General features: G+C 72.2%; 21 protein-coding genes. 12 read left to right on the top strand and 9 right to left on the bottom strand.

Annotated features, from left to right (window positions below):
• The first annotated feature begins 39 nt into the window (after positions 1 to 39).
• Positions 40 to 438, top strand: coding sequence for an STAS/SEC14 domain-containing protein (locus GTY96_RS14710; RefSeq protein WP_143903520.1), 399 nt, complete (start codon positions 40 to 42; stop codon positions 436 to 438).
• A gap of 21 nt (positions 439 to 459) precedes the next feature.
• Here the strand turns inward: GTY96_RS14710 and GTY96_RS14715 are convergent, their stop codons facing one another.
• Both GTY96_RS14715 and GTY96_RS14720 read right to left on the bottom strand, forming a co-directional pair.
• Positions 460 to 1,086 carry a hypothetical protein gene (locus tag GTY96_RS14715; protein WP_143903522.1) on the bottom strand — a complete coding sequence of 209 codons (627 nt, stop codon included), beginning with the start codon at positions 1,084 to 1,086 and terminating at the stop codon, positions 460 to 462.
• On the bottom strand, positions 1,086 to 2,018 hold the full coding sequence (locus tag GTY96_RS14720; RefSeq protein WP_161665056.1) for a fatty acid desaturase: 933 nt from the start codon (positions 2,016 to 2,018) through the stop codon (positions 1,086 to 1,088). The genes GTY96_RS14715 and GTY96_RS14720 overlap by 1 nt, the downstream gene beginning before the upstream one ends.
• Before the next feature lie 105 nt (positions 2,019 to 2,123).
• On the opposite strand from GTY96_RS14720, the gene GTY96_RS14725 reads away from it, so the two are divergent.
• The 4 genes from GTY96_RS14725 to GTY96_RS14740 all read left to right on the top strand — a co-directional run bounded on the left by GTY96_RS14725 (position 2,124) and on the right by GTY96_RS14740 (position 8,732).
• Positions 2,124 to 4,970: an FG-GAP-like repeat-containing protein gene (locus GTY96_RS14725; protein WP_143903526.1), complete on the top strand. Its 2,847-nt coding sequence runs from the start codon at positions 2,124 to 2,126 to the stop codon at positions 4,968 to 4,970.
• Between the two features lie 4 nt (positions 4,971 to 4,974).
• Positions 4,975 to 5,736 carry a hypothetical protein gene (locus tag GTY96_RS14730; RefSeq protein ID WP_161665057.1) on the top strand — a complete coding sequence of 254 codons (762 nt, stop codon included), beginning with the start codon at positions 4,975 to 4,977 and terminating at the stop codon, positions 5,734 to 5,736.
• A 127-nt stretch (positions 5,737 to 5,863) separates the two neighbouring features.
• Positions 5,864 to 7,504, top strand: coding sequence for a GH3 family domain-containing protein (locus GTY96_RS14735; RefSeq protein WP_161665228.1), 1,641 nt, complete (start codon positions 5,864 to 5,866; stop codon positions 7,502 to 7,504).
• A 58-nt stretch (positions 7,505 to 7,562) separates the two neighbouring features.
• Positions 7,563 to 8,732, top strand: a complete 1,170-nt coding sequence (locus GTY96_RS14740) for an aromatic ring-hydroxylating oxygenase subunit alpha (RefSeq protein WP_161665058.1) — start codon at positions 7,563 to 7,565, stop codon at positions 8,730 to 8,732.
• On the opposite strand, the gene GTY96_RS14745 is transcribed toward GTY96_RS14740, so the two are convergent.
• The gene (locus GTY96_RS14745; protein ID WP_161665059.1) at positions 8,729 to 9,091 is read right to left on the bottom strand and encodes a hypothetical protein; all 363 of its coding nucleotides are present in this window, start codon (positions 9,089 to 9,091) and stop codon (positions 8,729 to 8,731) included. The genes GTY96_RS14740 and GTY96_RS14745 overlap by 4 nt on opposite strands.
• Before the next feature lie 62 nt (positions 9,092 to 9,153).
• Complete coding sequence (locus GTY96_RS14750) at positions 9,154 to 10,209, bottom strand: DapH/DapD/GlmU-related protein (RefSeq protein WP_143903534.1); 1,056 nt, start codon at positions 10,207 to 10,209, stop codon at positions 9,154 to 9,156.
• Between the two features lie 222 nt (positions 10,210 to 10,431).
• Here GTY96_RS14750 and GTY96_RS14755 point away from each other — a divergent pair, with 222 nt between their 5' ends.
• Entirely contained in the window at positions 10,432 to 11,868 is a 1,437-nt protein-coding gene (locus tag GTY96_RS14755) for an MATE family efflux transporter (RefSeq protein ID WP_328700879.1), read from the top strand.
• 3 nt (positions 11,869 to 11,871) lie between these two features.
• Here the strand turns inward: GTY96_RS14755 and GTY96_RS14760 are convergent, their stop codons facing one another.
• Positions 11,872 to 12,978 carry a GNAT family N-acetyltransferase gene (locus tag GTY96_RS14760; protein WP_161665060.1) on the bottom strand — a complete coding sequence of 369 codons (1,107 nt, stop codon included), beginning with the start codon at positions 12,976 to 12,978 and terminating at the stop codon, positions 11,872 to 11,874.
• Positions 12,979 to 12,981: 3 nt separating this feature from the next.
• Between GTY96_RS14760 and GTY96_RS14765 the strand changes: the two genes are divergently transcribed.
• From GTY96_RS14765 to GTY96_RS14775, 3 genes are all read left to right on the top strand, one after another.
• Positions 12,982 to 13,338, top strand: coding sequence for a GlsB/YeaQ/YmgE family stress response membrane protein (locus GTY96_RS14765; RefSeq protein ID WP_328700880.1), 357 nt, complete (start codon positions 12,982 to 12,984; stop codon positions 13,336 to 13,338).
• A gap of 207 nt (positions 13,339 to 13,545) precedes the next feature.
• On the top strand, positions 13,546 to 14,379 hold the full coding sequence (locus GTY96_RS14770) for an FKBP-type peptidyl-prolyl cis-trans isomerase (RefSeq protein WP_161665061.1): 834 nt from the start codon (positions 13,546 to 13,548) through the stop codon (positions 14,377 to 14,379).
• 212 nt (positions 14,380 to 14,591) lie between these two features.
• Positions 14,592 to 15,425: a dienelactone hydrolase family protein gene (locus tag GTY96_RS14775; RefSeq protein WP_161665062.1), complete on the top strand. Its 834-nt coding sequence runs from the start codon at positions 14,592 to 14,594 to the stop codon at positions 15,423 to 15,425.
• A gap of 33 nt (positions 15,426 to 15,458) precedes the next feature.
• On the opposite strand, the gene GTY96_RS14780 is transcribed toward GTY96_RS14775, so the two are convergent.
• Complete coding sequence (locus GTY96_RS14780; RefSeq protein ID WP_143903543.1) at positions 15,459 to 16,085, bottom strand: CAP domain-containing protein; 627 nt, start codon at positions 16,083 to 16,085, stop codon at positions 15,459 to 15,461.
• A 115-nt stretch (positions 16,086 to 16,200) separates the two neighbouring features.
• On the opposite strand from GTY96_RS14780, the gene GTY96_RS14785 reads away from it, so the two are divergent.
• The 3 genes from GTY96_RS14785 to GTY96_RS14795 all read left to right on the top strand — a co-directional run bounded on the left by GTY96_RS14785 (position 16,201) and on the right by GTY96_RS14795 (position 18,128).
• The gene (locus GTY96_RS14785; protein ID WP_143903545.1) at positions 16,201 to 16,413 is read left to right on the top strand and encodes a hypothetical protein; all 213 of its coding nucleotides are present in this window, start codon (positions 16,201 to 16,203) and stop codon (positions 16,411 to 16,413) included.
• A 7-nt stretch (positions 16,414 to 16,420) separates the two neighbouring features.
• Positions 16,421 to 17,098 carry a tetratricopeptide repeat protein gene (locus tag GTY96_RS14790; protein ID WP_161665063.1) on the top strand — a complete coding sequence of 226 codons (678 nt, stop codon included), beginning with the start codon at positions 16,421 to 16,423 and terminating at the stop codon, positions 17,096 to 17,098.
• A 91-nt stretch (positions 17,099 to 17,189) separates the two neighbouring features.
• Complete coding sequence (locus GTY96_RS14795) at positions 17,190 to 18,128, top strand: hypothetical protein (RefSeq protein WP_328700882.1); 939 nt, start codon at positions 17,190 to 17,192, stop codon at positions 18,126 to 18,128.
• On the opposite strand, the gene GTY96_RS14800 is transcribed toward GTY96_RS14795, so the two are convergent.
• The 3 genes from GTY96_RS14800 to GTY96_RS14810 form a co-directional block, all read right to left on the bottom strand.
• Positions 18,122 to 18,766 carry a CAP domain-containing protein gene (locus GTY96_RS14800; protein ID WP_235685624.1) on the bottom strand — a complete coding sequence of 215 codons (645 nt, stop codon included), beginning with the start codon at positions 18,764 to 18,766 and terminating at the stop codon, positions 18,122 to 18,124. The two genes, GTY96_RS14795 and GTY96_RS14800, sit on opposite strands and share 7 nt — an antisense overlap.
• A 66-nt stretch (positions 18,767 to 18,832) precedes the next feature.
• Entirely contained in the window at positions 18,833 to 20,161 is a 1,329-nt protein-coding gene (locus tag GTY96_RS14805; RefSeq protein WP_143903554.1) for a DUF1552 domain-containing protein, read from the bottom strand.
• Entirely contained in the window at positions 20,158 to 21,804 is a 1,647-nt protein-coding gene (locus GTY96_RS14810) for a DUF1592 domain-containing protein (RefSeq protein ID WP_161665065.1), read from the bottom strand. The genes GTY96_RS14805 and GTY96_RS14810 overlap by 4 nt, the downstream gene beginning before the upstream one ends.
• Positions 21,805 to 21,909: the final 105 nt, after the last annotated feature.

A 21,909-nucleotide genomic window follows, 5' to 3' on the forward strand; every position in this document is an offset into this window, starting at 1 on the left:
CGAAAACGGATTGCCGCAGCCTCACCAAGGGGGGGCCCGATGTATCGAATCGACGTGGACCGAGCAGCGTCCATCGTGAGCTTCGCGTTGGAGGGCTACATCCGGTTGGAGGAGATGGAGCGGTTCGTGGTGGACCTGCGGGCGGCGACGGATGCGGTGGCGGGGCATGCCATCAAGATCGAAGCGGACCTGCGCACGTTCCGTCCCGCGTCACCGGAGGCCGCGGACCTCATCCGCCGGGTGCAGGAGTACGGCCTGCGCTCCGGGGTGACGCGGGTGGCGGAGCTGGTGGAGAACCAGATCGTCGCGCTGCAGCTGAACCGGGTGGCGTCGGGAAGCGGGACGGACAAGATCCTCCGGCGCTTCTGGCAGGAGGGCGCGGCGCGCAGCTGGCTGCTCTACGGGGACGTGGGCATGAGCGCGGCGCTCCCGAGCTGAGCGGCGCCGCGGACGTCGCCGTCACCGCATCCCCAGCACCAGCAGCACGGCGAGCGCCGCGTACAGCGGCACGTTGAGCGCCAGCGTGAGCCGGTTGATGCGGCGGAAGCGCGCCTGCTCCGCGTCCGCGAACCACACGCCATCCTCGCCCGTGGTGCGTCCCTCCACGGCCCGGTGGAACAGCGCCGCGTAGGCCACCTCCACCCCCAGGCTCACCAACACCAGCCCCACGAGCCCCAGCGCCCACGCATCCCGGCCCGTGAGCGCCCCCGCCCACTTCTCGCCCGTGAGCATCAGCCCCACCCCCACCAACCCGATACACCCCAGGTCGTGGCCCACGCCGTACGGAGGCCGCCAGTTGCGCGACACATAGAGCATGTAGAGCTCCGCGCCCCCGCGCAGCCACATGGACACCGCGAAGGCCCCCAGCACGATGCGCGCCTCCGCCGGCACCGCCGGATCCAGCGCCACCAGCGGGCACACCAGGAACCAGAGGAAGACCGCGTACAGCAGCCACGCCAGCTTGGGCCCGGAGATGCGTCCTCCCCGCCCGCCCCCCGCGTTCTGCCGGCGCCGGAACCCCACCGCCGCGCCCGCGCACGCGAGCAACGCCAACACCAGACACACACGGGTCGAGGCAGAGAGCATCAGGAGGCGCGGGTCCGGGGATAGTGGTCGGGAAACCGCTCGACGTACCACGCGCGAAGCCGCGGCAGGTGCGTGAGCGCGACATGCGGATGCAGGTGATGCACCACGTGCAGCCCCACGTGCCGCGGCGCCAGGCCCAGCCGCCCCAGCCAGCCGAGCCCGTGGTCCCGTGTGCACGCGAACACGTCCTCCAGCGAGCGGCCGTGCGCGGGCACGGCGGTGTGCTCGGCGAGCAGCCGGTACGCGTTGAACCCCGACGCCACCAGCAACGGCAGCCCATATCCCCACAGCACCTGGGAGGGCCACCGCACCGCCAGCGCCACCACGCCCAGGTGGAACAGCACCTGCCCCACCTCCGCGCGAGCGCACGCGAGCACCTCCGCGTCCCGCGTGAGGTCCCGCCCGGAGCGGTCCTGGAGGAACACGCGCGCATACCGCGTGCGCAGCGCGGGCACGGCCCACGCGCAGAGCCCCACCGGCCCGCGCAGCACCCAGCCCGGAATCACGCCCAGGAGCAGCAGCCACCGCCACGCCGTGCGCAGCCGGCCGCCATCCGGAGGCTTGCGGTAGGGGTCCGTGGGCAGGCCCGCGTCGCGGTGGTGGCGCAGGTGGTGGTAGCGCATCGCCGCCAGCGTGGAGGCGATCGGGTATCCCGCCACGGCCTCCAGCAGACACAGTCGCCACTCGCGGGTTCGCACGGGCAGGTGGACCGCGTCATGAAGCAGCACGCCCAGCGCGTGCAGCCGTCCCGCGACGACGAGCACCGCCAGCGGCGCGAGCACCGGAGCCCACGCCATGACTCCCCACCCCAGGGCCATCCCCGTCCACTCCTGCGCCGCCAGGCGAAGCAGCCCGGCGGGCGTGGACGCGACGAGCAGCGCACGCGGCACCGCCGCGCGGCGTGGCAGGGAAGGGGACGGGTGGGCGCTCACGAGGGACCAGGACTCCACGCATGGGCGCTGGATGCAACCCTCGTGGAGATTGGACACCCGGAGACGGGCGCGGCACGCTCCGCGCGTGCACCGGGACGGTCAATCATGAGTGTGGATGCGCCGACGACGCCGGCCCTCGCGGGCACGCGCGTGGAGTGGGGCGGCTGGACGTTCCCCCGCTGGAACGACCCGAGGCTCCCCTTCGCGGCGCTGCTCACCCTCTACGGCGTGCTGGGCTTCACCTTCTTCGGCTTCAACCGGAGCCCCGGGCAGATGGCCTTCCTGGTCGTCTCCGGCACGCTGCTGGACGCGGCCCTGGGCTGGGTGCTCAAGCGCCAGAAGGTGGTGCCGCTCTCCGCGTACATCTCCTGCTGCTCGCTGGCGCTGCTGCTGAACTACTCGCACGCGAGCACGCTCTTGTGGCTGCCGGTGTGGCTGGCCATCGGCTCCAAGTACGTGCTGACCTTCCAGGGGCGGCACGTCTTCAACCCGTCGATGTTCGCGGTGGCGGTGTCGCTGCTCGTCACGCGCGAGCTCATCACCGCGGCGCCCGCCTACCAGTGGGCCAACGGCGAGGTGGCGCTGTCGGCCTTCATCGTGATGGCGGCGCTGGTGCTGTTCTTCTTCCGCGTGGGCCGGGGCTGGCTGGTGGTCAGCTTCCTGGGCTTCTACGCGCTCCAGACGGCGCTGCGCGCGTTCATCCTCCGCCACCACCTGCCGCCGGAGGTGCTGTTCCTGGGCACGCTGGGCGCGCCCTCGTTCTTCATCTTCGTCTTCTACATGCTCACCGACCCGGCCACGTCCCCGGGGACGCGCAAGGGGCAGGTGCTGCTCGCGCTGGCCATCACCTGCGTGGACCTGGTGCTGCACCTGAAGGAGAGCGTCTATACGTTCTTCTACGCGGCGCTCACCGTGGCCACCTGCCGCTTCGTGTTCATGCACGCGCGCGAGCTGTGGCGCACCCGGGGCGCGTCCGCGCGCCAGCTCCTGTCCCCGGACCGGCTCCGGCGCGTGGGCGTGGTGGGCGGGCTCGGCGCGGTGTTGGCCCTGGGCCACGGGGTGCTGGCGGCGCAGGGGCAGCGCTCGGCGCCGCTCGCGTTCCACCTGGACGCGCAGGACGTCACGCGGGCGGGGCTGTCCTCCACGATGGGGCACACGCTGGAGGAGCTGGATCCGCGCGTGGCCCACGTCGCCAAGTGGCTGGTCGCGGTGGGGGACGCGGTGGCCACCGGGGACTTCGACGGGGACGGCCGGCTGGACCTGTTCCTCACCCACCCGCTGGGCACGCCGGAGCACCACGCGGGCCTGTACCGCAACCTGGGCGACCTGCGCTTCGAGCGCGTCGACGTGCCCGCGCTGGAGCGCTTCGCCACCCGCTACAAGGAAGAGGGGCTGGCGGGCGGTGGGACGTTCGTGGACTGGGACGGGGACGGCGACCTGGACCTCGCGGTGGCGGTGGCCTTCGGGCCGGTGCGCCTCTTGCGCAACATGCTGCGCGAGACGGGCACCGCGAGCTTCGAGGACGTGACGGAGGCGGCGGGCGTGACGGACCACGCGGTGAGCCTGGGGCTCACCTTCCTGGACTACGACCGGGACGGGCACCTGGACCTGCTGGTGCTCAACGCGATGACGACACACCTGCCGGACTACCCGGCGCCCACGCCGCTCAACCTCTTCCAGCTCCCCGCGCCGGAGTACGAGGGCGACCGGCGGATGCTGCGCTTCATGCATGACGGCTGGCACAACGCGAACAACGGCGGGCGCAACGCGCTCTATCGGGGGCGCGGCGACGGCACGTTCGAGAAGCAGGATGTGGAGGCGCTGGGCCTGGGTGAGACGCACTGGTCGCTCGCGGTGAGCACGGTGGACCTGAACCACGACGGGTGGACGGACCTCTACGTGGCCAACGACTTCGGGCCGGACGACATCTACCTCAACGAGGGCGGGCGCCACTTCCGCCACCTCGTGGGCCAGCGCTTCGGGGAGATTGGCCGCGACACGTACAAGGGGATGAACGCGAGCGTGGCGGACTTCGACCGCAACGGCTGGCTGGACGTGTACGTGTCCAACGTGCACCACGCGCTCCAGGCGGAGGGCAGCCTGCTGTGGATGGTGGGCCCGGGCGAGGACGCGTTCGTCCCCAGTTTCAAGGACGAGGCCACCTTCCGGGGCGCGTTGAACGAGCGGCGCTTCGGATGGGGCGCGGCGGCGGGGGACCTGGATGACGACGGGTGGCCGGACCTGGTGCAGGCCAACGGCATGGTGGACGCGCGCCTGGACGCGCCGAAGTGGCGCATCCCGGAGGGTCAGCGCAACGACTACTGGTACGTGAACCACAAGCTGATGCAGTCCGGTCCGGAGGTGCACACGTACGCGGACAAGTGGGGCGACATCCGGGGCCGGGTGCTCTATCCGAACGAGGCCCGCCGCGTGTACCTCAACCTGGGGGACGCGCGTCCGGGGCACTTCGTGGACGTGGCGAAGGAGGCCGGCATCGAGGCGCCGGACAACTCGCGCGGCGTGCTGATGGCGGACCTGGACGACGACGGGGACCTGGACGTGCTCATCACCAACCAGCACGCGCCGGTGTCGCTGTACCGCAACACGCTGCGCGCCAGCGCCACGGACTCGAAGCCGGACGCGCACTTCGTGGGCCTGTCGCTGGTGGGCGACGGCCAGCGCACGCACCGGAGCGCGGTGGGCACGCGCGTGGTCCTCTCCTACGACGAGGACGGCAAGCGCGTGGAGCAGGTGCGCGAGGTGGGGTTGATGGGCGGCTTCTCCGCGTCCGCCGACCCCCGGCTGCACTTCGGGTTGGGCCGCCACGCGGGGCCGGTGAAGGCCACCATCCACTGGTACGGCGCACCGCCGCAGGAGGTGACGTTGGAGGTGGATCGCTACCAGGAGGTGCGGCAGCCGCCCGCGCCCACGGCGTCGCGGGGAGGGCCCTGAGCCGATGTTCTCCGCGATGAAGGGCACCACGGTGCGGCGCGAGGCCCTGGACGCCGGCACGCGGGCGCGGATGCTGGCGCTGATGCAGTGCTGCTACGTGGGCGTGAGCGCGGACCGCTTCCAGGCGGACCTGGACGCGAAGCAGTGGGTGTTCCTGCTGCGCGCGCGGCGCACGGGGGAGCTGGTGGGGTTCAGCACGGTGCGGGTGGCGGAGGAGGAGGGCGTGGAGGTGCTGTACTCGGGAGACACGGTCATCCACCCGGACTGGTGGGGCCACAAGACGTTGCAGGTGGTGTTCGGCCGACTGCTGCTCGCGCGCAAGCTGCGGCGGCCATGGAAGCCGCTGTACTGGTTGCTGCTGTCCGGCGGTTACAAGACGTACCTGCTGGCGGTGAACTACTTCCCGCGCACGCATCCCCGGAGGGACTGGACGCCACCGGAAGGGCGAGCCGCGTTCCTGCACGCGCTGGCGGCGCGGTGGTTCGGCGCGCAGTACGACGCGGCGCGAGGCACGCTGCGCTTCGACGGGGCGCACTACCGGGTGCGCGATGGTGTCTCGCCCATCGACCGCGACGCGGCGGCGCACCCACACATCGCCTACTTCGCGGAGCGCAACCCGGGCCACGGCGAGGGCGAGGAGCTGGTGTGTCTGGTGGAGATCCGCGGCTGGGACCTGGCGAGGGCGCTGGGGCGCAGCGTGTGGGGGCAGCTTCGGCGCTGGGCCCGCCGCGAGCGCGACGCGTCGCGGATCCGCGTGGGGACGTGACATGCGAAGGCTCGCACGCGCTGCCCACCGCGAAGGGGCGAGGGGCCATGGGGATGCGTGACGTGCGCGCTCCGGCCGTGAAGCCAGGGGCTTCCTCGGAGGCTGCGCGGTGCTGACCTCGCGAGGAATGCTCACGGCGACGATGGCCGCGCTGTCCCCGTCCGCGCTGCGCTTCCGTCACGCGCTGCGGAAGCCGGAGGCGGCCCAGGCGGAGTGCCTGACGCGTGTCCTCGGCGCGGTGGGCGGCACGGCGCAGGCGGACCGGGTGGCGGGCTTCGGACGCATCCGGACCGCACGGGAGTTCCAGGACGCGGTGCCGGTCTCCACGCCGGATGCCCTGGCGGCGGATGTGGAGCGCATCGCGAGGGGCGAAGCGCGGGTGCTCACGCGCGAACCCGTGCTGCGCTTCGAACTCTCGGGCGGCTCCTCCGGCGCATCCAAGCCGGTGCCCATCACCCGGGGGCTGCTGGGCGAATTCCAGAGCGCGCTCGCACCCATGCTGCACGAAGTGCTCCTGCGCCGCCCCGCCGTGCGCGAGGGCCCCAGCTACTGGTCCATCTCCCCCCTGGGCCGCGAACAACACCGGACGTCCGGAGGCATCCCGGTGGGCTCGGCGGAGGACAGCGCGTGGTTCCCGCGTCCATTGCAGCCGCTGCTCTCGCGCGTCTTCGCGGTGCCGGGCGCGGTGGGGCAGGCCCCGCATGTGGAGACGTGCCGCTACGTGACGCTGTGGTTCCTCGTGCGGTGCGCGAACCTGTCGTTGATCAGCGTGTGGAATCCCAGCTTCCTCACGTTGCTGCTGGATGCGCTGGAGCGGCACGGGGATCGGCTGGTGGAGGACCTGGAGCAGGGCACCTTGCGTCCCCCTGGCCATGTGGAAGGGCTGGGCCCATCCGCCTGGGACGCGCTCGTGCGAGGGCTCCAGGGCACACGGGACGCTCCCCGGGCCCGGGTGCTGCGCGCCGTCCTGCGAGAGGGATTGTCTTCCGCGCGCCCGCTCTGGCCGGGGCTCGCGCTCTTGAGCATGTGGACGGATGCCCAGGCGGCGCACGCCGTGGCCGCCGCATGCCAGCGCTTCGAGGGCGTGGAGGTGCAGGGCAAGGGGCTGCTCGCCACGGAGGGCGTCATCACCCTGCCGCTCTTCGAGGCACCCGCGCCGGTGCTCGCGGTGCGGAGCCACTTCCTCGAGTTCGCGGATCCAGAGCGTCCGGCCGCGCGCCCGCTCCTGGCGCACGAGCTGACGGTGGGCCGCACCCATGCGGTACTCCTCTCCACGTCCGGTGGGCTGCTGCGCTACCGGCTGGGGGACCTCGTCCGCGTGGAGGGGTTCGTGCACGCGACGCCCTGCCTGCGCTTCATGGGGCGCGCGGACGCGGTGACGGACCTCGTGGGCGAGAAGCTCTCCGCCGCGCGAGCGGGCACGGTGCTGGATGCCGCGCTGGGCACCCCGCGTCCGGTCTTCGCCATGCTCGCACCGGAGTGGGGGAGCCCGCCGGCCTACCGCCTCTTCCTGGAGTCGGACGCGCCGGACGCGCGGCTGGAGGCCACGGCGGTGGCCGTGGAGCGCGCGCTGGGCGAAGGCCACCATTACCGCTATGCGCGCGAGCTGGGGCAGCTCGGCCCGGTGCGCGCCGTGCGCGTGACGCACGGGGCCCGGCGCTACGAGGCCCGGTGCATCCACCTGGGACAGCGCGCGGGGAACATCAAGCCCGTGGACCTGCACCGCGAGCCGGGCTGGACGGACTGGTTCGCCAGGGGGACGCCGTGAACCACTCCACCGGGCCGCGTCGCACGGCCCCACTCATGACACGCGGGGACTCCCTCCGATGAGACAGCCTCACGACCGTGCCCCGGTGCCCGCGGTGGACCTGGAGTCCGAGGCGGACCTCTCCCGCTGCGGGGCGCTGAAGGACTTCTGGTACGTGGCGTGCCTGTCCACGGAGCTGCCCGCGAACCGGCCCCTGGCGCGCACCGTGTTCGGCACGGGGCTGGTCCTCTTCCGGGGGCCGGAGGGTGTGCCCACCGCGCTGCGCGACCGCTGTCTCCATCGCAACGCGCGGCTGTCGAAGGGCGACGTGTTCGGCGGGCGCCTCGGCTGCCCGTACCACGGCTGGGTATACGACGCGTCCGGCGCGGTGGTGGAGGTCCCCGCCCTGGGCCCTCCTCAGCGGGGAGAGAAGCTGGACGCGGGCGCCTGCGCGCACGAGGGCCTGAAGCCCGCGCCGTGCGACCTGGGGCGGCTCGCGCGCTTCCCCACGCGAGAACAGGATGGGCTCGTCTACGTCTACCTGGGCGAGGAGGTCGAGCGGGCCCGCGCGGAGCCCTTCCGCGTCCCGTACTGGGGCGAGCGCGGCTGGACCGTCTACTTCATGGTGACGCGCTTCGCGAACGGGGTGACGAACCTGGTGGAGAACTTCATGGACGTGCCGCACACGTCCTTCGTGCACCGGGGCTGGTTCCGGAACCCCACGCGCAAGCGGGTCCCCTCCACGGTGAAGCGCCACGCGGGCCGCGTGCGGATGACCTATCACCAGGAAGAGGACGCGCTCACGGGGCTGGGGCGCCTGTTCAACCCGCGCGGCCTGCCGCTGGTGCACACGGACGAGTTCATCGTCCCCAACGTCACCCGCGTGGACTACCGGTGGGGCGACAGCGGCTTCGCCATCAACTCGCAGTGCACGCCCATCGGGCCCACGGACACGCTCGTGTACACGGCGATCAGCTACCGGCTGCCGGTGGACGTGCCGGGCGCGTGGGTGGGCCGGGCGCTGACGCCGCTGGTGCGCTGGTACACGCGGCAGGTCATCCAGCAGGACGTCGTCATCATGGAGACGCAGCGCCAGGGCCTCATGGATGGCCCCGGAGGCGGCGTGTACTCCGGCACGGAGGCGGACCTGCACCACGCGGACATCGAGGCGTATCGCCGCTGGCTGCGCGAAGGCGCGCGGGGCCCCGGTCCCGAGGACGCGGAGCGCGACGTGGTCTTCTGGGTCTAGGCCGGGCCGACCTGCCCATCCTCCTCCGACGAGGACGAAGGCAGGTTCGCCAGCAAGTACCCGCAGAGGAAGGTCGCCACCAGGAAGGCGCCATGGAGCAGCCCCGGCGTGAGCGGGATGCGCGGCAGGCTGATGTGCTCCTGCAACCACTTCAGCGTCACCGGTGCATTCACGTCATGGCACGCCGCGGCCACGGCCAGGGACACGCCGATTTGCAGGACGATCAGGAACGCGTTCGCGGGGCTGTTCACCCACGCGGCCATGCTCCCCGCCCATCGAAGCACCTGGGGGTACACGGTCTTCCGGAAGAGAGCGCCACACAGGAGGCCCAACAGCAGGGGCCCTGCGATCTCAACCACCGAATCAACCGGACTCATGGCGCGTGACGATGCCCCAGCGCCTCCGGCCAATCAAACACCCCTCACCCCATCCGCCGCAGGCCCGGCAGGTCCTCCGGACGCAGCACCCAGCGGGGCGGCTCCGGCGGCGACGTGCGCGTGCCCACCAGCGTGGCCGGGAAGCCCTCCACCAGCGCGTAGTCCGGGAACACCGCGCGCGCCTTCACCAGGCTGCCGGCGCCCACGTGGCACCCCTTCCCCAGGTGGCTGCCCTCGCAGAGGATGGCGCCGGGCTCCACCACCGTGCCCGCGCCCAGCTGGCACGCGTGCAGCACGCAGCCCGGCCCCACGACTACGCCCTCCTCCAACACCAGCATGGTGTCCGGCAGCAGGTGCAGCACCGTGTTCTCCAGGATCTGCACCCGCGCGCCAATGCGGACCGGGCCGTTCATGTCGCCGGTGATCTTCACCCCCGCGCCAATGATGGCCCCCGCGCCGATGACGACGTCGCCGGACACCTCCGCGGAGGAGAAGAGGGTGGCGGTGGGGTGGACGAAGGGGTGACGGTCGCGGAAGGCGTACAGCTGTCCCATGGGGGCGTCCTCGGCGCGGTCCCGCGCGGAGAAGGAGGTCAGTGGAGGCGCGGAGAGGCTGAGGTCTCCGCCCCGGCGCTGCTGGAGGTGGGCCAGGTCCTCGGTGGAGAGCATCCGCAGCACCTGGCCGGGCCGGCCCAGCACCACGGATTGATCCGGCACCGTCATGCCCGGGGGCAGCACCGCGCCATCCCCCACCAGGCAGCGGTCGCCCAGCGTCACGCCGGGCATGAGGATGGCCCCGGCGCCGATGTCGCACAGCGCCCCCACCCGCGCACCCATCACCAGCGCGCGGGGGGCCAGCACGGTCTTCTCGCCGATGAAGGCGGGCCGCTCAGGGGTGCCCACCACCACCGCGTCCTCGCGCAGCGTGGAGAACGCTCCCAGCGTCACGGAGCCTCCCACCGAGCGCACGACCGCCCCCCGGGAGATGACGGCGCCGGGCCCCACCTGCGTGGTGCCCAGCAGGCGCGCGGATGAGGCCAGCGTGAAATGAGGACCCACCGCGGTGGGCGGGGACGGAGCGGTCGCGGACGAGGGACTCATCGGGATGCAGCAAGCTACTCCTCGCTCCCCCAAGGGCATGTTGTCCCCAGGCACGACGCCGCCGTCCTGCATTCGACGCTCGCCCGCCGGGCGACCGGGGGTGGGTGTGGCACCTCCTGATGTCAGGGGGCGTGGGGAGAGGACGTAGGAAGCCGCGCCAGTGGGCGGCGTCCGCCTCGGCGTTGCTGTAGGAAGTCCCCTCGCATCTGGAGGCTGTACCCCGTGCAAGAGACACCCCTGGTGGACAGGACCGTCGAAACCCCCGCGCCTCCGTCGAAGGGGCCGTGGGCGCTGGTGAAGGAGGCCCTGCACGGCACGGAGCTGGACCTGACGCAGCTGCCCCTCCGGCGCGCCATCTTCCTGCTCGCCGTGCCCATGGTGCTGGAGATGTGCATGGAGTCGGTGTTCGCCGTGGTGGACGTCGCCTTCGTCGGCCGGCTCGGCGCGGAGGCGGTGGCCACGGTGGGCCTCACCGAATCCATCCTCACCCTCATCTACGCGGCCGGCATGGGGCTGAGCATCGGCGCCACGGCGATGGTGGCCCGGCGCATCGGAGAGAAGGACTCGGAGCGGGCGGGGCGCACGGCGGTGCAGGCCATTGGCCTGGGCCTGGTCCTCTCCACGGTGCTGGCCGTGGCGGGCATCGTCTTCGCCCGGCCGCTGCTGGCGGCGCTGGGCGGCTCGCCCTGGGTGTTGGAGCACGGCGTGGGCTACACGCGCGTGATGATGGGCGGGGTGGTGAGCATCCTGCTGCTCTTCCTCATCAACGCCATCTTCCGGGGCGCGGGCGACGCGGCCATCGCGATGCGCGTGCTGATGCTGGCCAACGGCCTCAACATCGTGCTCGCCCCGTGTCTCATCTTCGGGTGGGGGCCCTTCCCGCAGATGGGGGTGGTGGGCGCGGCGTGGGCCACCACGCTGGGGCGCAGCGCGGGCGTGGTGTACCAGCTCTTCCGGCTGGCGCGGGCGAACGGACGGCTCCAGGTGCGGCGCGAGCACGTGGCGCTGGAGCCCGCGACCATGCTCGCGATGCTCCGGCTGTCGGGCGCGGGGATGGTGCAGGCGCTGGTGAGCACGTCCAGCTGGGTGGTGCTGGTGCGCATCGTGTCGTCGTTCGGCAGCACGGCGCTGGCGGGCTACACCATCGCCATCCGCATCACGCTGTTCGCGCTGATGCCCGCGTGGGGCCTGGGCAACGCGGCCTCCACGCTGCTGGGCCAGAGCATGGGGGCGGGGGACCCGGACCGGGGGGAGCGGGCGGTGTGGCTCGCGGGCCGCTACAACCTCATCGTGCTGGGCAGCATCGGGCTGGGGTTCTTCCTCTTCGCCACGCCGCTTTTGGGGGCCTTCACGACGGACCCGGCGGTGGTGGAGGCGGGGGCCACGGCGCTGCGCATCTTCAGCCTGAGCTTCCTGTCCTGCGCGTACGGCATGGTCATCACGTCCGCGTTCAACGGCGCGGGGGACACCCGGACGCCCACGCTCATCGACCTGGGCTGCCTCTGGGCGCTGGAGCTGCCGCTGGCGTGGGTGCTGGCGGAGCCGCTGGGCCTGGGCGCGGTGGGCGCGTACATCGCGGTGCCGGTGGCCTTCGCGGCGATGTCCGTGCTGGGCATCGTGCTGTTCAAGCGCGGCCGTTGGAAGACGCGCGTGGTGTAGCGCTCAGGGCAGGCAGATCTCAAAGCCGGTGCGTCCCCCCGGAAAGGTCCTGGGGGGGCGCGACGCGGGCGTGACGGCGTAGAGGTGGAAGTCCAGCCGCCGCTGGAGGAAGCCCTCGAGCGCGGGCGCCAGCGGGTCGCTGGCGTCCTGCTGCACGGTGAAGAAGTGGAAGCCCTGGCCGTGGAACGCGGCGTAGACGGCGTCGAGCAGCGCGCGGAAGACGGCGGGGTCCTCCGTGGGGACGCTGGTGTTGCAGAGGTAGAAGTAGCGGAAGTCGCCGCCGGGCGCGGGCAGGCGCGGCGCCCCGGTGACGGTGGCCAGCGCGTTGAAGCCCCGGCGCACCCACTTCATGGCGCCCCGGTACGCGAGCACGCGGTAGCGCTTCACGGCGGCGGGGTCCCACGCGGAGGTGCACCCCACCAGGCGCCCGGACGCATCGAACGCGAGGAACGCGTCCTCCACGCGGAGGCCCGGCCAGTGCGCGAAGCGGTGCTGCAGCTCCCCGGCGTCGTAGCGGTAGCCGAAGGGGCGCGAGCGGTGGTCCGCGTCCAGCAGCGCGGCCATGGCGGGCACGTCCGCGGCGGTGGCCCGGCGCACGGAGTAGGGGCTGGGGCGCGGCCGGCGGCGCAGGACGAACTGGAGGGAGACGGCGGAGAACGCGCGCATCAGGTGGTAGTGCGGCTGCGCGTCGCGGGAGGGGGCCCGGCGCACCAGGGCCTGGAGCGCGGCGGCGTTGGAGGCCATCACGGCGGTGAGGAAGACGTCCACGCCCAGGCGCTGGGAGGTCTCCTCCAGGACGGGGCCATAGAACCGGGCGAGCCCCCGGGCGCGTCGCGCGGAGAAGCGGGTGCGCAGGTCGCCCAGGTACCCCACCCGGCAGGGCCGGCCCTCCAGCCACCCGTCGCGGATGTGGATGGCGCCCATGCCGTCCAGCCGGGAGGCCTCCCCATGCGCCCAGACCTCCGCCTCGCCGCGCTGCATGGCGAAGAGGCCGAAGTAGTCCGGCGAGCGCTGGGTGCTGAGCACCAGGTCCCCGGTCATGGGCACGTCGCCGAACAGGTCCAGCAGCGCGGCGTTGTCGTCCCGGGTGGCACGTCTCAGGAGGCTCATGGCTTGCGCGACAGCGTATGCGACACGCAGACGGACTTCCGCCCCAACGCGCCCTGCGCCAGATTGCGGGCTCACCCGAAGCACGGGGAGGTCGTCATGGGCTTGTTGGGGTGGATCATCTTCGGCTTCTTCGCGGGCCTCATCGCCCGGGCCGTGCTGCCGGGGAACCAGCGCATGGGGTGCATCGGCACCACGCTCCTGGGCGTGGCGGGCGCCTTCGTCGGCGGCTTCCTCACGTCCCTCTGGCGGGGCACCAACTGGCGGGACCCCGAGCCCACCGGGTTCCTGGGCGCCATCCTGGGCGCCATCGTCCTGCTCCTGGTCTCCCACGCCGCCTTCGGCGGACGCTCCTCCCGGTAGGGCCCCACCTCCCGGCTTTCCCCGCCGGGAATCCCCGGCCGTCCCACGGGTTGAGGGGCAGGCAGCCGGTTGTCCTACCTGCCCGGGACCCCTTCCGGGGAAAGCACGGTTCCCAAGAGGATGCCGGGCGCGTTCTGTAGTACACCGCGCCCCGGGCATGCAGCGGGCGGTCGGCTGCCGCTGAGCCAAAGGAAAGGCGACGACATCATGAAGAAGACGATCCTGATTGCGGCAATGTTGAGCCTGACGGCGTGTCAGGGCCAGGGCGCCAAGCCGGGCGAGACCAGCGCCACGGGCTCCACCACGGCGGTCACCGCCGGCGCTCCTCAGACCGAGGAGCAGAAGACGTTCTACGCGCTGGGCCTGTCCATCGGCCGCAGCATCGGCGTCTTCGACATGACCCCGCAGGAGCTGGAGTTCGTGAAGGCGGGCCTCACCGCGCAGGTGACCGGCCAGAAGTCCGACGTGGACCTGGACACCTACGGTCCCAAGCTCCAGGAGCTCGCCCGCGAGCGTTCGCTCCGCAAGGCCACCGCGGAGAAGGAGAAGTCCGCCAAGTTCCTGGAGGAGAAGGCCAAGGAGCCCGGCGCCCAGAAGACCGAGTCCGGCCTCGTCTACAAGGAGACCCAGGCGGGCACCGGTCCCCAGCCCCAGGCCACCGACATCGTGAAGGTGCACTACAAGGGCACGCTCGCGGACGGCAAGGAGTTCGACTCCTCCTACAAGCGCGGTGAGCCCACGCAGTTCCCGCTCCAGGGCGTCATCAAGTGCTGGACCGAGGGCCTCCAGAAGATGAAGGTCGGCGGCAAGGCGGAGCTCACCTGCCCCTCCGACATCGCCTACGGCGACCGCGGCGCGCCCCCGAACATCCCCGGCGGCGCCGCCCTGGTGTTCGACGTGGAGCTGCTGGAGATCGTGAAGCCCCCCGAGACTCCTCCGGGCATGCCCGGTGGCATGGGCGCGACCCCGCCCCCCGGCTCCAAGGCGCCCCCGACCGCCAAGCCGCCTCCGGCCGCGAAGCCGCCCCCGGCGACCAAGTAGTCAACACTTCCTCCATCGCGCCCGCTCCCCGGGCGCGGTGAACCCAGGGCCGGACGCGAGGAGCACTTCCTCGCGCCGGCCCTCTTCGCGTTCAAGGGGACCGCTCGCCGCGCTGGCGCCCCCGCCCCCGCCGCGCTACGCCCGCGCGAAGGCACGCAGGCGGGTCCCCATGCCCGGACCCGGAAGGGACACGGACGACGATGAGGCCAGACATGAAGCGGCTCACGTGGGTGTTGGCGGCGGCGCTGATGCTGGGCGCCTGCGCGACGAGCAAGCCTTCGGAGGTGGCGCGCGCGCCGTCCCCCACGGGCGCCGTCTCCGAGGAGGAGTTCAAGGCCATGCACACCCTGCGCACGGACGCCGCGCCCGCGCGCAAGGGCCAGGAGGTGACGCTGTCCGACGGCTCCAAGGCCTACCTGAGCCTGCCGGAGAACGCGACGGGGCCCCTGCCCGGCATCATCGTCATCCACGAGTGGTGGGGCCTCAACGAGCACGTGCAGCACTGGACGGACCGGCTGGCGGCGGAGGGCTACGCGGCGCTCGCGGTGGACCTCTACCACGGCAAGGTGGCCACCAACTCCACGGAGGCGCTCGCGCTCGTGAAGGCGGTGGATGACGCCCAGGCCTCGAAGACGGTGCTCGCCGCGCACGCGTTCCTCAAGGGCGACCCGCGCATCCAGGCCCCTCGCACCGGCAGCATCGGCTGGTGCTTCGGCGGCGGCTGGTCGCTGGAGACCGCCATGCTGGTGCCGGAGCTGAGCGCGGCGGTCCTCTACTACGGCCACCCGGTGACGGACCCCGAGAAGCTCTCCACCATCAAGGCGCAGGTGCTGGGCATCTTCGGCACGAAGGACAAGTCCATCCCCCAGGAGACGGTGCGCGCCTTCGAGAAGGCGCTGGAGGAGGCGGGCGTGCGCAGCCGCATCGTGGAGTACGACGCGGACCACGCCTTCGCCAACCCATCCGGTCCCCGCTACGACGAGCGCGCCGCCGCGTCCGCCTGGGCGGAGACGTCCGCGTTCCTCGCGCGAACGCTCAAGCGCTGAGGCCCTGAGGTCCCGAGGCCGGCGTCCCGAAGCTCAGTAGGGGCGCTGGCCCACGTAGTTGCCCGGCGGCGCGTAGTTGCACACCCAGAAGTCCCAGGTGCCCGACCCGCCGAAGGGCGAGCCCGTGGTGCAGCGCTTCGTGGCGCAGCCCAGGCGGCTGCTGTTGCGCCACACCACCTGCGTGTAGTGGCCGCAGACCTGTCCCGACGCGCAGGTGTTCTTCGCGTAGTCGTAGTCCGCCGCCTCATCCACCCAGATCTTCACCGCGCCCTTCGTGTCCCAGACGCCCGGCGTGGCGGCGGCGATGTTCTCCCCCGCGTTGCCCCGGCCGGCGTTGTGCTCGAACTTGCAGTTGTCCGCCCACTTCCGCGCGACGTCCGCCACGGCCGGGTCCCACGTGAGCGGGCTGAGCGCGGGCGACGGCGTGGGCTGCGCGGCGGCGCGGGCCGCGTTGTGGGCCTCCAGCATGTCGGTGGCGAACGGGGTCAGCGTCCCCGCGTCGTCAGCGGCTCCGCCGTCGCCCTGGGTGCCCGCGTCGTCCTGCGCGCCCGCGTCCGGGGGCTGCTCGCCCGTGTCCCCGTCAGGGATGCAGGCGAGCAGGAGGAACGGCGTGAGCAGGAGGGCGGCGGACACGGGACGCAGGACGGGAGGGCGGCGCATGGGCGGGATTATCCGCGTGCGGATGGGTGTGCGGGCAAGCGGACACGGGGGCAGGGTGGATGGGGAGGCGTTGCCGCACCGTGCTAGGGTGCGGTGTTCGGTCAGGAGACGCGACATGAGCCATGACGAATCCCGCGCGCGGAAGGTCCAGACGGCGTTGGAGGGCAATGACGAGTTCAGTACCTTTTCAATCGACCCGGACATCAAGAAGCTGAAGATGAAGCTGGACCTCCAGGCGGAGGCGCAGCATCAGCAGTCCGGGCGCCCGGAGACGGCACCCAAGTCGGGCATGTTCATGCGGCTGTTCCACAAGATGTTCCGGGGTTGAGGGCACGATGGTGAAGGAGTCCTACCGCGCGCAGTGGGATCGCTCGCGGGCGTATCTGGAGACGGGGGACCTGGGCCTGGCGCTCCAGGAGCTGCGGGACGCGCTGACGCTGGCGCCGGACGACGCGGTCCTCTGGGAGGAGATCTTCAACCTCTCGCTCATCGGCGGGCTCCCGCAGAACGCCCTGGCCGCCGCGCTGCGGCTGCGCCAGCTGGCGCCGGAGAACCCCAACTTCATCGGCTTGCACGCCATGGCCGCGCTGCTCGCCGGCAAGCTGACGGAGGCCGTGCCCCTCTTCGAGGAGGTCCTCCAGCGGGAGCCGGAGTCGGTGGAGGCGCGCCGGCAGCTCGCGCGGGCGCTGGACATCGCGGGCCAGCGCACCCGGGTGCGCACGCTGCTGGAGGAGGCCGTCGCGCGGGCGCCCACGGAGACGGGCGCGGCCAACGACCTCGCGGTGCACTACCTGGACCACGTCCCCACGGAAGGCCCGGCGCTCGCGGCGCGCGTCCTGGCGCCGGTGCTGGAGGCCCATCCCGCGGACCCCACCACGCACTTCAACCTGGCGCTGGCGCTGCGCGTGAGCGACCCGGCCCAGGCACGCCACCACGCGGAGCGGGTCCTCCAGGGGGACGACAAGGCCCTGCGCGCCCAGGCGCAGCAGCTGCTCACCCTGCTTCCCGCCTGAGTCCCCCGGCGCGCGGGTGTCAGGGCGCCGGGGCGGAGGCCGTCCCGGCGCCATGGATTTCCATCAACAGACCCTGAAGACCCCCTGCGCCGTGTCCTCCCTCTGCTGGAGCGGCGACGCGCTCGTGGACCCGGTGGGGGGCGCCGTGCGCTACCACCTGGACGGTACGGTCTTCGACCCGCACGTCCGCTTCGCCTACCGCTTCGACCGCGCGGTGATGTCCCCGGACGGGCGCTTCAGCGTGCTCTACGAATCGCTGGGGACCACGGGGCTCCTGCTGGAAGGCACGCGCGTGGTGCGGCAGCTCACGCGCGACTTCTATCAGGCGCACGTCTACGACTACCCCGTCGCGCTGCACACCCTGCCCAGCGGCCGCACGCTGCTGGCCCACTGCCCGGAGTCATACTGCGTGCTGGAGCTGGAGGACGCCGCCACGGGCGAGCGCCTCACGAAGCGCGCCAACGACCCCGTGGACATCTTCCACTCGCGGCTCCAGTTCAGCCCGGACGGGCGCTACCTGTCGAGCGCGGGGTGGATCTGGCACCCGGTGGACGCGGTGAAGGTGTTCGACGTGGCCCGCGCGCTGGAGGTGCCCGCGTCGCTGGACCAGGACGCGCTGATGGACGCGGAGGACGGGGGCATCTTCTACCTGTCCGCGGCCTTCGTCGCGCGCGACACGCTCGCCTTCGTCCGCGTGGACGAGTCCCGCGACGGTGACACGTTCTATCTGGGGACGTACTCGCTCGCGGAGCGCAAGGTGCTGTCGGAGGTGGCGCTGGAGGACGCCGCGGGCCCGCTGATGGTCGTGGGTCCGGAGCACGTCGTGGACTTCCACCGCCACCCCAAGCTCCTGGAGCGCGCCACCGGCCGCGTCGTCCAGCGCTGGGAGGCCCTGGACACGGGGCTGGCGCTGGGCAGCATCCGCCACCACCTGCCGGCCCCGCCCCCGTTCGCGATGGACCCCGCGAACCGCCGCTTCGCGGTGGGCACGGCGGACGGCATCCAGGTCATCACGCTCGCGGCTCAGTAGGGCTTCTCACCCACCCAGTTGCCCGGCGGCGCGTAGTCGCACACCCACAGCTGCCACGTGCCCACGCTCGCGCCAAAGGGCGAGTTCTTCGTGCACAGCCGCGTCGCGCAGCCCACCGCCTTCGTGGTGCGCCACACCACCTGCGTGTAGTGGCCGCACATCTTCCCCGGCTTGCAGGTGCCGCGCGCGAAGTCGTAGTCGGCGGACTCGTCCGCCCACCCCTTCACCACCTGCGCCGTGGTCCAGGTGTCCGGCGTCGCGGCGGCCAGGTTCTCTCCAAAGGCGCCCCGGTTCGGGTTGTGCTCGAAGCGGCACTCCTTCGCGTACGCCTCCGCCTTGCGCGCGGCCTCGTCGGACCAGGTGAGCGCGGGCAGCGCGGGCTTCGGCGTGGGGCGCGAGGCCTGGGCGCGCGCCGCGTTGTGCGCGGCCACCATGTCGCGCTTCAGCTCCGCGGCGGACGGCACCGGCTTGCGGGCGCCCTCCGCCGGCGCGGGCGTGGAGGCCTTGCGCGCGGCGGCGGTGGCGGAGGCCTTCGTGGAGGCGGACACCGGGCGCTGCGCGCTCGCGCTGGAGCCACACCCGGTGAGCAGGGCCAGCAGCAACGCGGCGGGCCCGCGGCGGAACAGAGGAAGAGCCATGCGCGACATCATCGCCGCACCGGACGCCGCCGCGCAGCCGGGGTGGGCGGGGCAGGCGGCCTGGCCCTAACCGTCCAGGCCGGTCAGGGGGCCCGTGCCGTCGTCGCCAAAGGTGGTCGTGGGCACGCCGAGCATGGTGAGCAGGGACGCGTAGAGGTTCGCGAGCGGCACCCCCGGGTAGCGCACGTGCCGGCCCGGGGAGATGGCGCCTCCCGCGCGGCCCGCGAGCAGGATGGGCAGGTTCTTGTGCTCGTGCATGTTGCCGTCGGCGATCTCACTGGAGAAGTACGCCACGCTGTGGTCCAGCAGCGTCCCGCCCTCCTCCAGCACGCCCTTCATCCGCTGGAGGAGGTAGGAGAACTGCTCCACCTCCCACTTGTCGATCTTCGCCAGCGCGTCGTAGTTGGCCTGGGCCCGCTGGTGGTGCGAGTACGCGTGGTGCTCGCCGGAGAGCCCCAGGAACGAATACACGCGCTCGCTGCGCGCGTTGCCCAGCATGAAGGTGCACGTGCGGGTCAGGTCGCACTGGAACGCGAGCACGATGAGGTCCAGCATCGCCTTCGTCTTCTCGCGCACGTCCACGGTGTCCGCGGGCGCCGCCACCGCGCCGCACTGCGGACCGATGCCGTCCATCGCGTTGACGCGCAGCTCCAGCTCGCGCACGCCGGTGAAGTACTCGTCCAGCTTGCGCCGGTCGGTGGTGCCCAGCTTCCCCTCGAGCGCCTTCGCGTCGGAGCGCACGGTGTCGATGATGCTCAGGCCATACGCCTTGCGCTTCGCCAGCTCCGCCTGGGTGGCGCCCGGATCGAAGTCCGCGAAGAGCCGGTCGAAGGCGGCGCGGGGCTTCGTCTCCTTGGGCACGGGCGTGGCCGGCCCCGCCCACGCGATGTTGTTCGCGTACGGGCACGCGTAGCCGGAGTCGCAGTTGCCAATGCCCTTGCCCTGGTCGATGCCCAGCTCCAGCGACGGGAAGCGCGTGGCCTTGCCCACGGAGTTCGCCAGCACCTGGTCCATGGAGATGCCGGTGCGGATGTTGGTGCCTTCGGTCTTGTAGGCCTTGCGGCAGCTGAGGAACGCGGCCGTCGCGGCGGCGTGGTGTCCGTCACCGTCCGGCTTCCCCGGCAGGTTGTTCAACCCGCTCAGCACCAGCACGTCGTTCTTCACCGGCGCCAGCGACGCCAGCGTGGGCGTCAGGCCCCAGCCCGCGCCCTCCGCCTCCGGGGTCCACTTGGGCATGTGGATGCCGCAGGGCGTGTAGAAGGTCACGAAGCGGCGGGGCGCGGGCGCGGCGGCGCGGGCCACCCGGGGACGCATGACGTCCAGCAGGGGCAGCGCCAGCAGCGTGCCCATGCCCCGCAGCACGGTCCGGCGGGACAACACAGGGATGCGGCTCATGGCTTGGAAACCTCCGCCTCGCCATGCCGTTGCAGGAACGCGCCGCTGCGGACGATGGCGAGAATGTAGTCAGTGAAACGGCCCCCCTGGGCCTCGGCTTGCTGGGAGATGTCGCGCACGGTGCAGCGGTCCGCGGCCTCCGCGCCGCGCCCCAGGGCATAGGTGAGCAGGTGGCGCGTCATGCAGGCGGACAGGTCCGGGTCCTGCTTCACCACCCCGCGCAGCTCCACCACGCCGGTGAACGTCTTGCCCCCGGGCAGCTCGCCGCTGGAGTCCACCGCCGCGCCGCCTTCCTCCTTCGTGCGCCAGCGGCCCACCGGGTCGAAGTTCTCCATGCCGAAGCCCAGCGGATCCATCAGCGTGTGACAGCCCGCGCAGGTGGGGTTCGCGCGGTGCTGCGCCATGCGCGCCTTGATGTTGAGCGTGGGGTCCACCGTCGGGGCCAGCCCGCCCGCGTCGGGCGGCGGCGGCGGCGGCGCCTTGCACAGCAGCTGCTCCAGCACCCACACCCCGCGCTTCACCGGGGAGGTGCGATCCGGGTTGGCGGTGACGGTGAGCAGCGCGCCCTTCCCGAAGAGGCCCGCGCGCTCCGGGTGGCCCTGCAGGTCCACGCGCGTCATCGCGTTGGTGCCGGGCAGCGGCAGGCCGTAGTGCGCGGCCAGCCGGTCGTTCACGTAGGTGAAGGGCGCGTCCAGCAGGTCCTTGAACCGGTGGTTGCCGCTGACGAACTCCTGGAAGACGAGCTGCGTCTCCTGGCGCATGGCCTGCCGCAGCGGCTCGTCGAAGCCGTAGCGCGGCTCCGGCTGGGAGAAGTCGAGCGCGCGCGTGTAGAGCCACTGGCCCGCGAAGTTGTCCACCAGCGCGCGAGCCTTGGGGTCCGCCAGCATGCGCCGCACCTGCGCCTCCAGGACCGAGGGCTCATGCAGGTGTCCGCCCTCCGCGGCCTGGAGCAGCGCCTCGTCCGGCATGCTGCTCCAGAGGAAGTACGACAGGCGGCTCGCCAGCTCCACGTCGCCAATGGGGTGCGGCGCGGTGGACGTGGGCTCCGCGTCCAGCTCCACGCGGAAGAGGAAGTGCGGGGACACCAGCACCGAGCGCAGCGCCAGCTTCACGCCCACCTCCGGCCCGTCCCCTTGCTGTCCGGCCCGCGCGATGAACGCGACCAGCCCCTCCACCTCCTGCTCCGTCACCGGGCGGCGCCAGGCCTTGCGCGCGAAGTCCCGCAGCAGCTTGCGGGCGCACGGCTCCGGCTGGGCGGGGTTCAGCGCGCAGGCGGAGAACCGGCCCTTCGCCCACGCGGTCTCCACCAGCACCTGGGCCGCGTGCGAGTACTTCTCCATCAGCAGCGGAGACATGCTGAGCACGTCCGCGTTGTTGTCGAAGCCGAAGCCGTGGTCGTCAGGCGGGAAGTCGCGCGCGGGCGTGCTGGTGTCCCCCAGCAGGTCGCGCACGGTGTTGTCATACTCGGCGCGGTTGAGGCGGTGCAGGGTCACGCGGCCCGGGTCGCGCGACTCGGAGCGACACAGCGTGTCCTGCGGATCCACGGAGGTGTTCGGCTCCTCGGGAGCCTCCGGTCCCGGCAGCACCCGGGCCCTGGGCGGTGAGTCGTTGCACCCCAGGAGCAGCAATACCGCGAGGCCCATCCCCTGCCATCCCCGACTGCAGGCTGTCACGTCTCGAGCGCCTCCCCCGGGCCCCCCCACGAGGCCTCGGCGGCGACGCTCGAAGCAAGTCTCACTCCAGCCCGG

The sequence above is a fragment of the Corallococcus silvisoli genome, assembly GCF_009909145.1.
In the GTDB taxonomy this organism is placed as follows: Bacteria; Myxococcota; Myxococcia; order Myxococcales; family Myxococcaceae; genus Corallococcus; species Corallococcus silvisoli.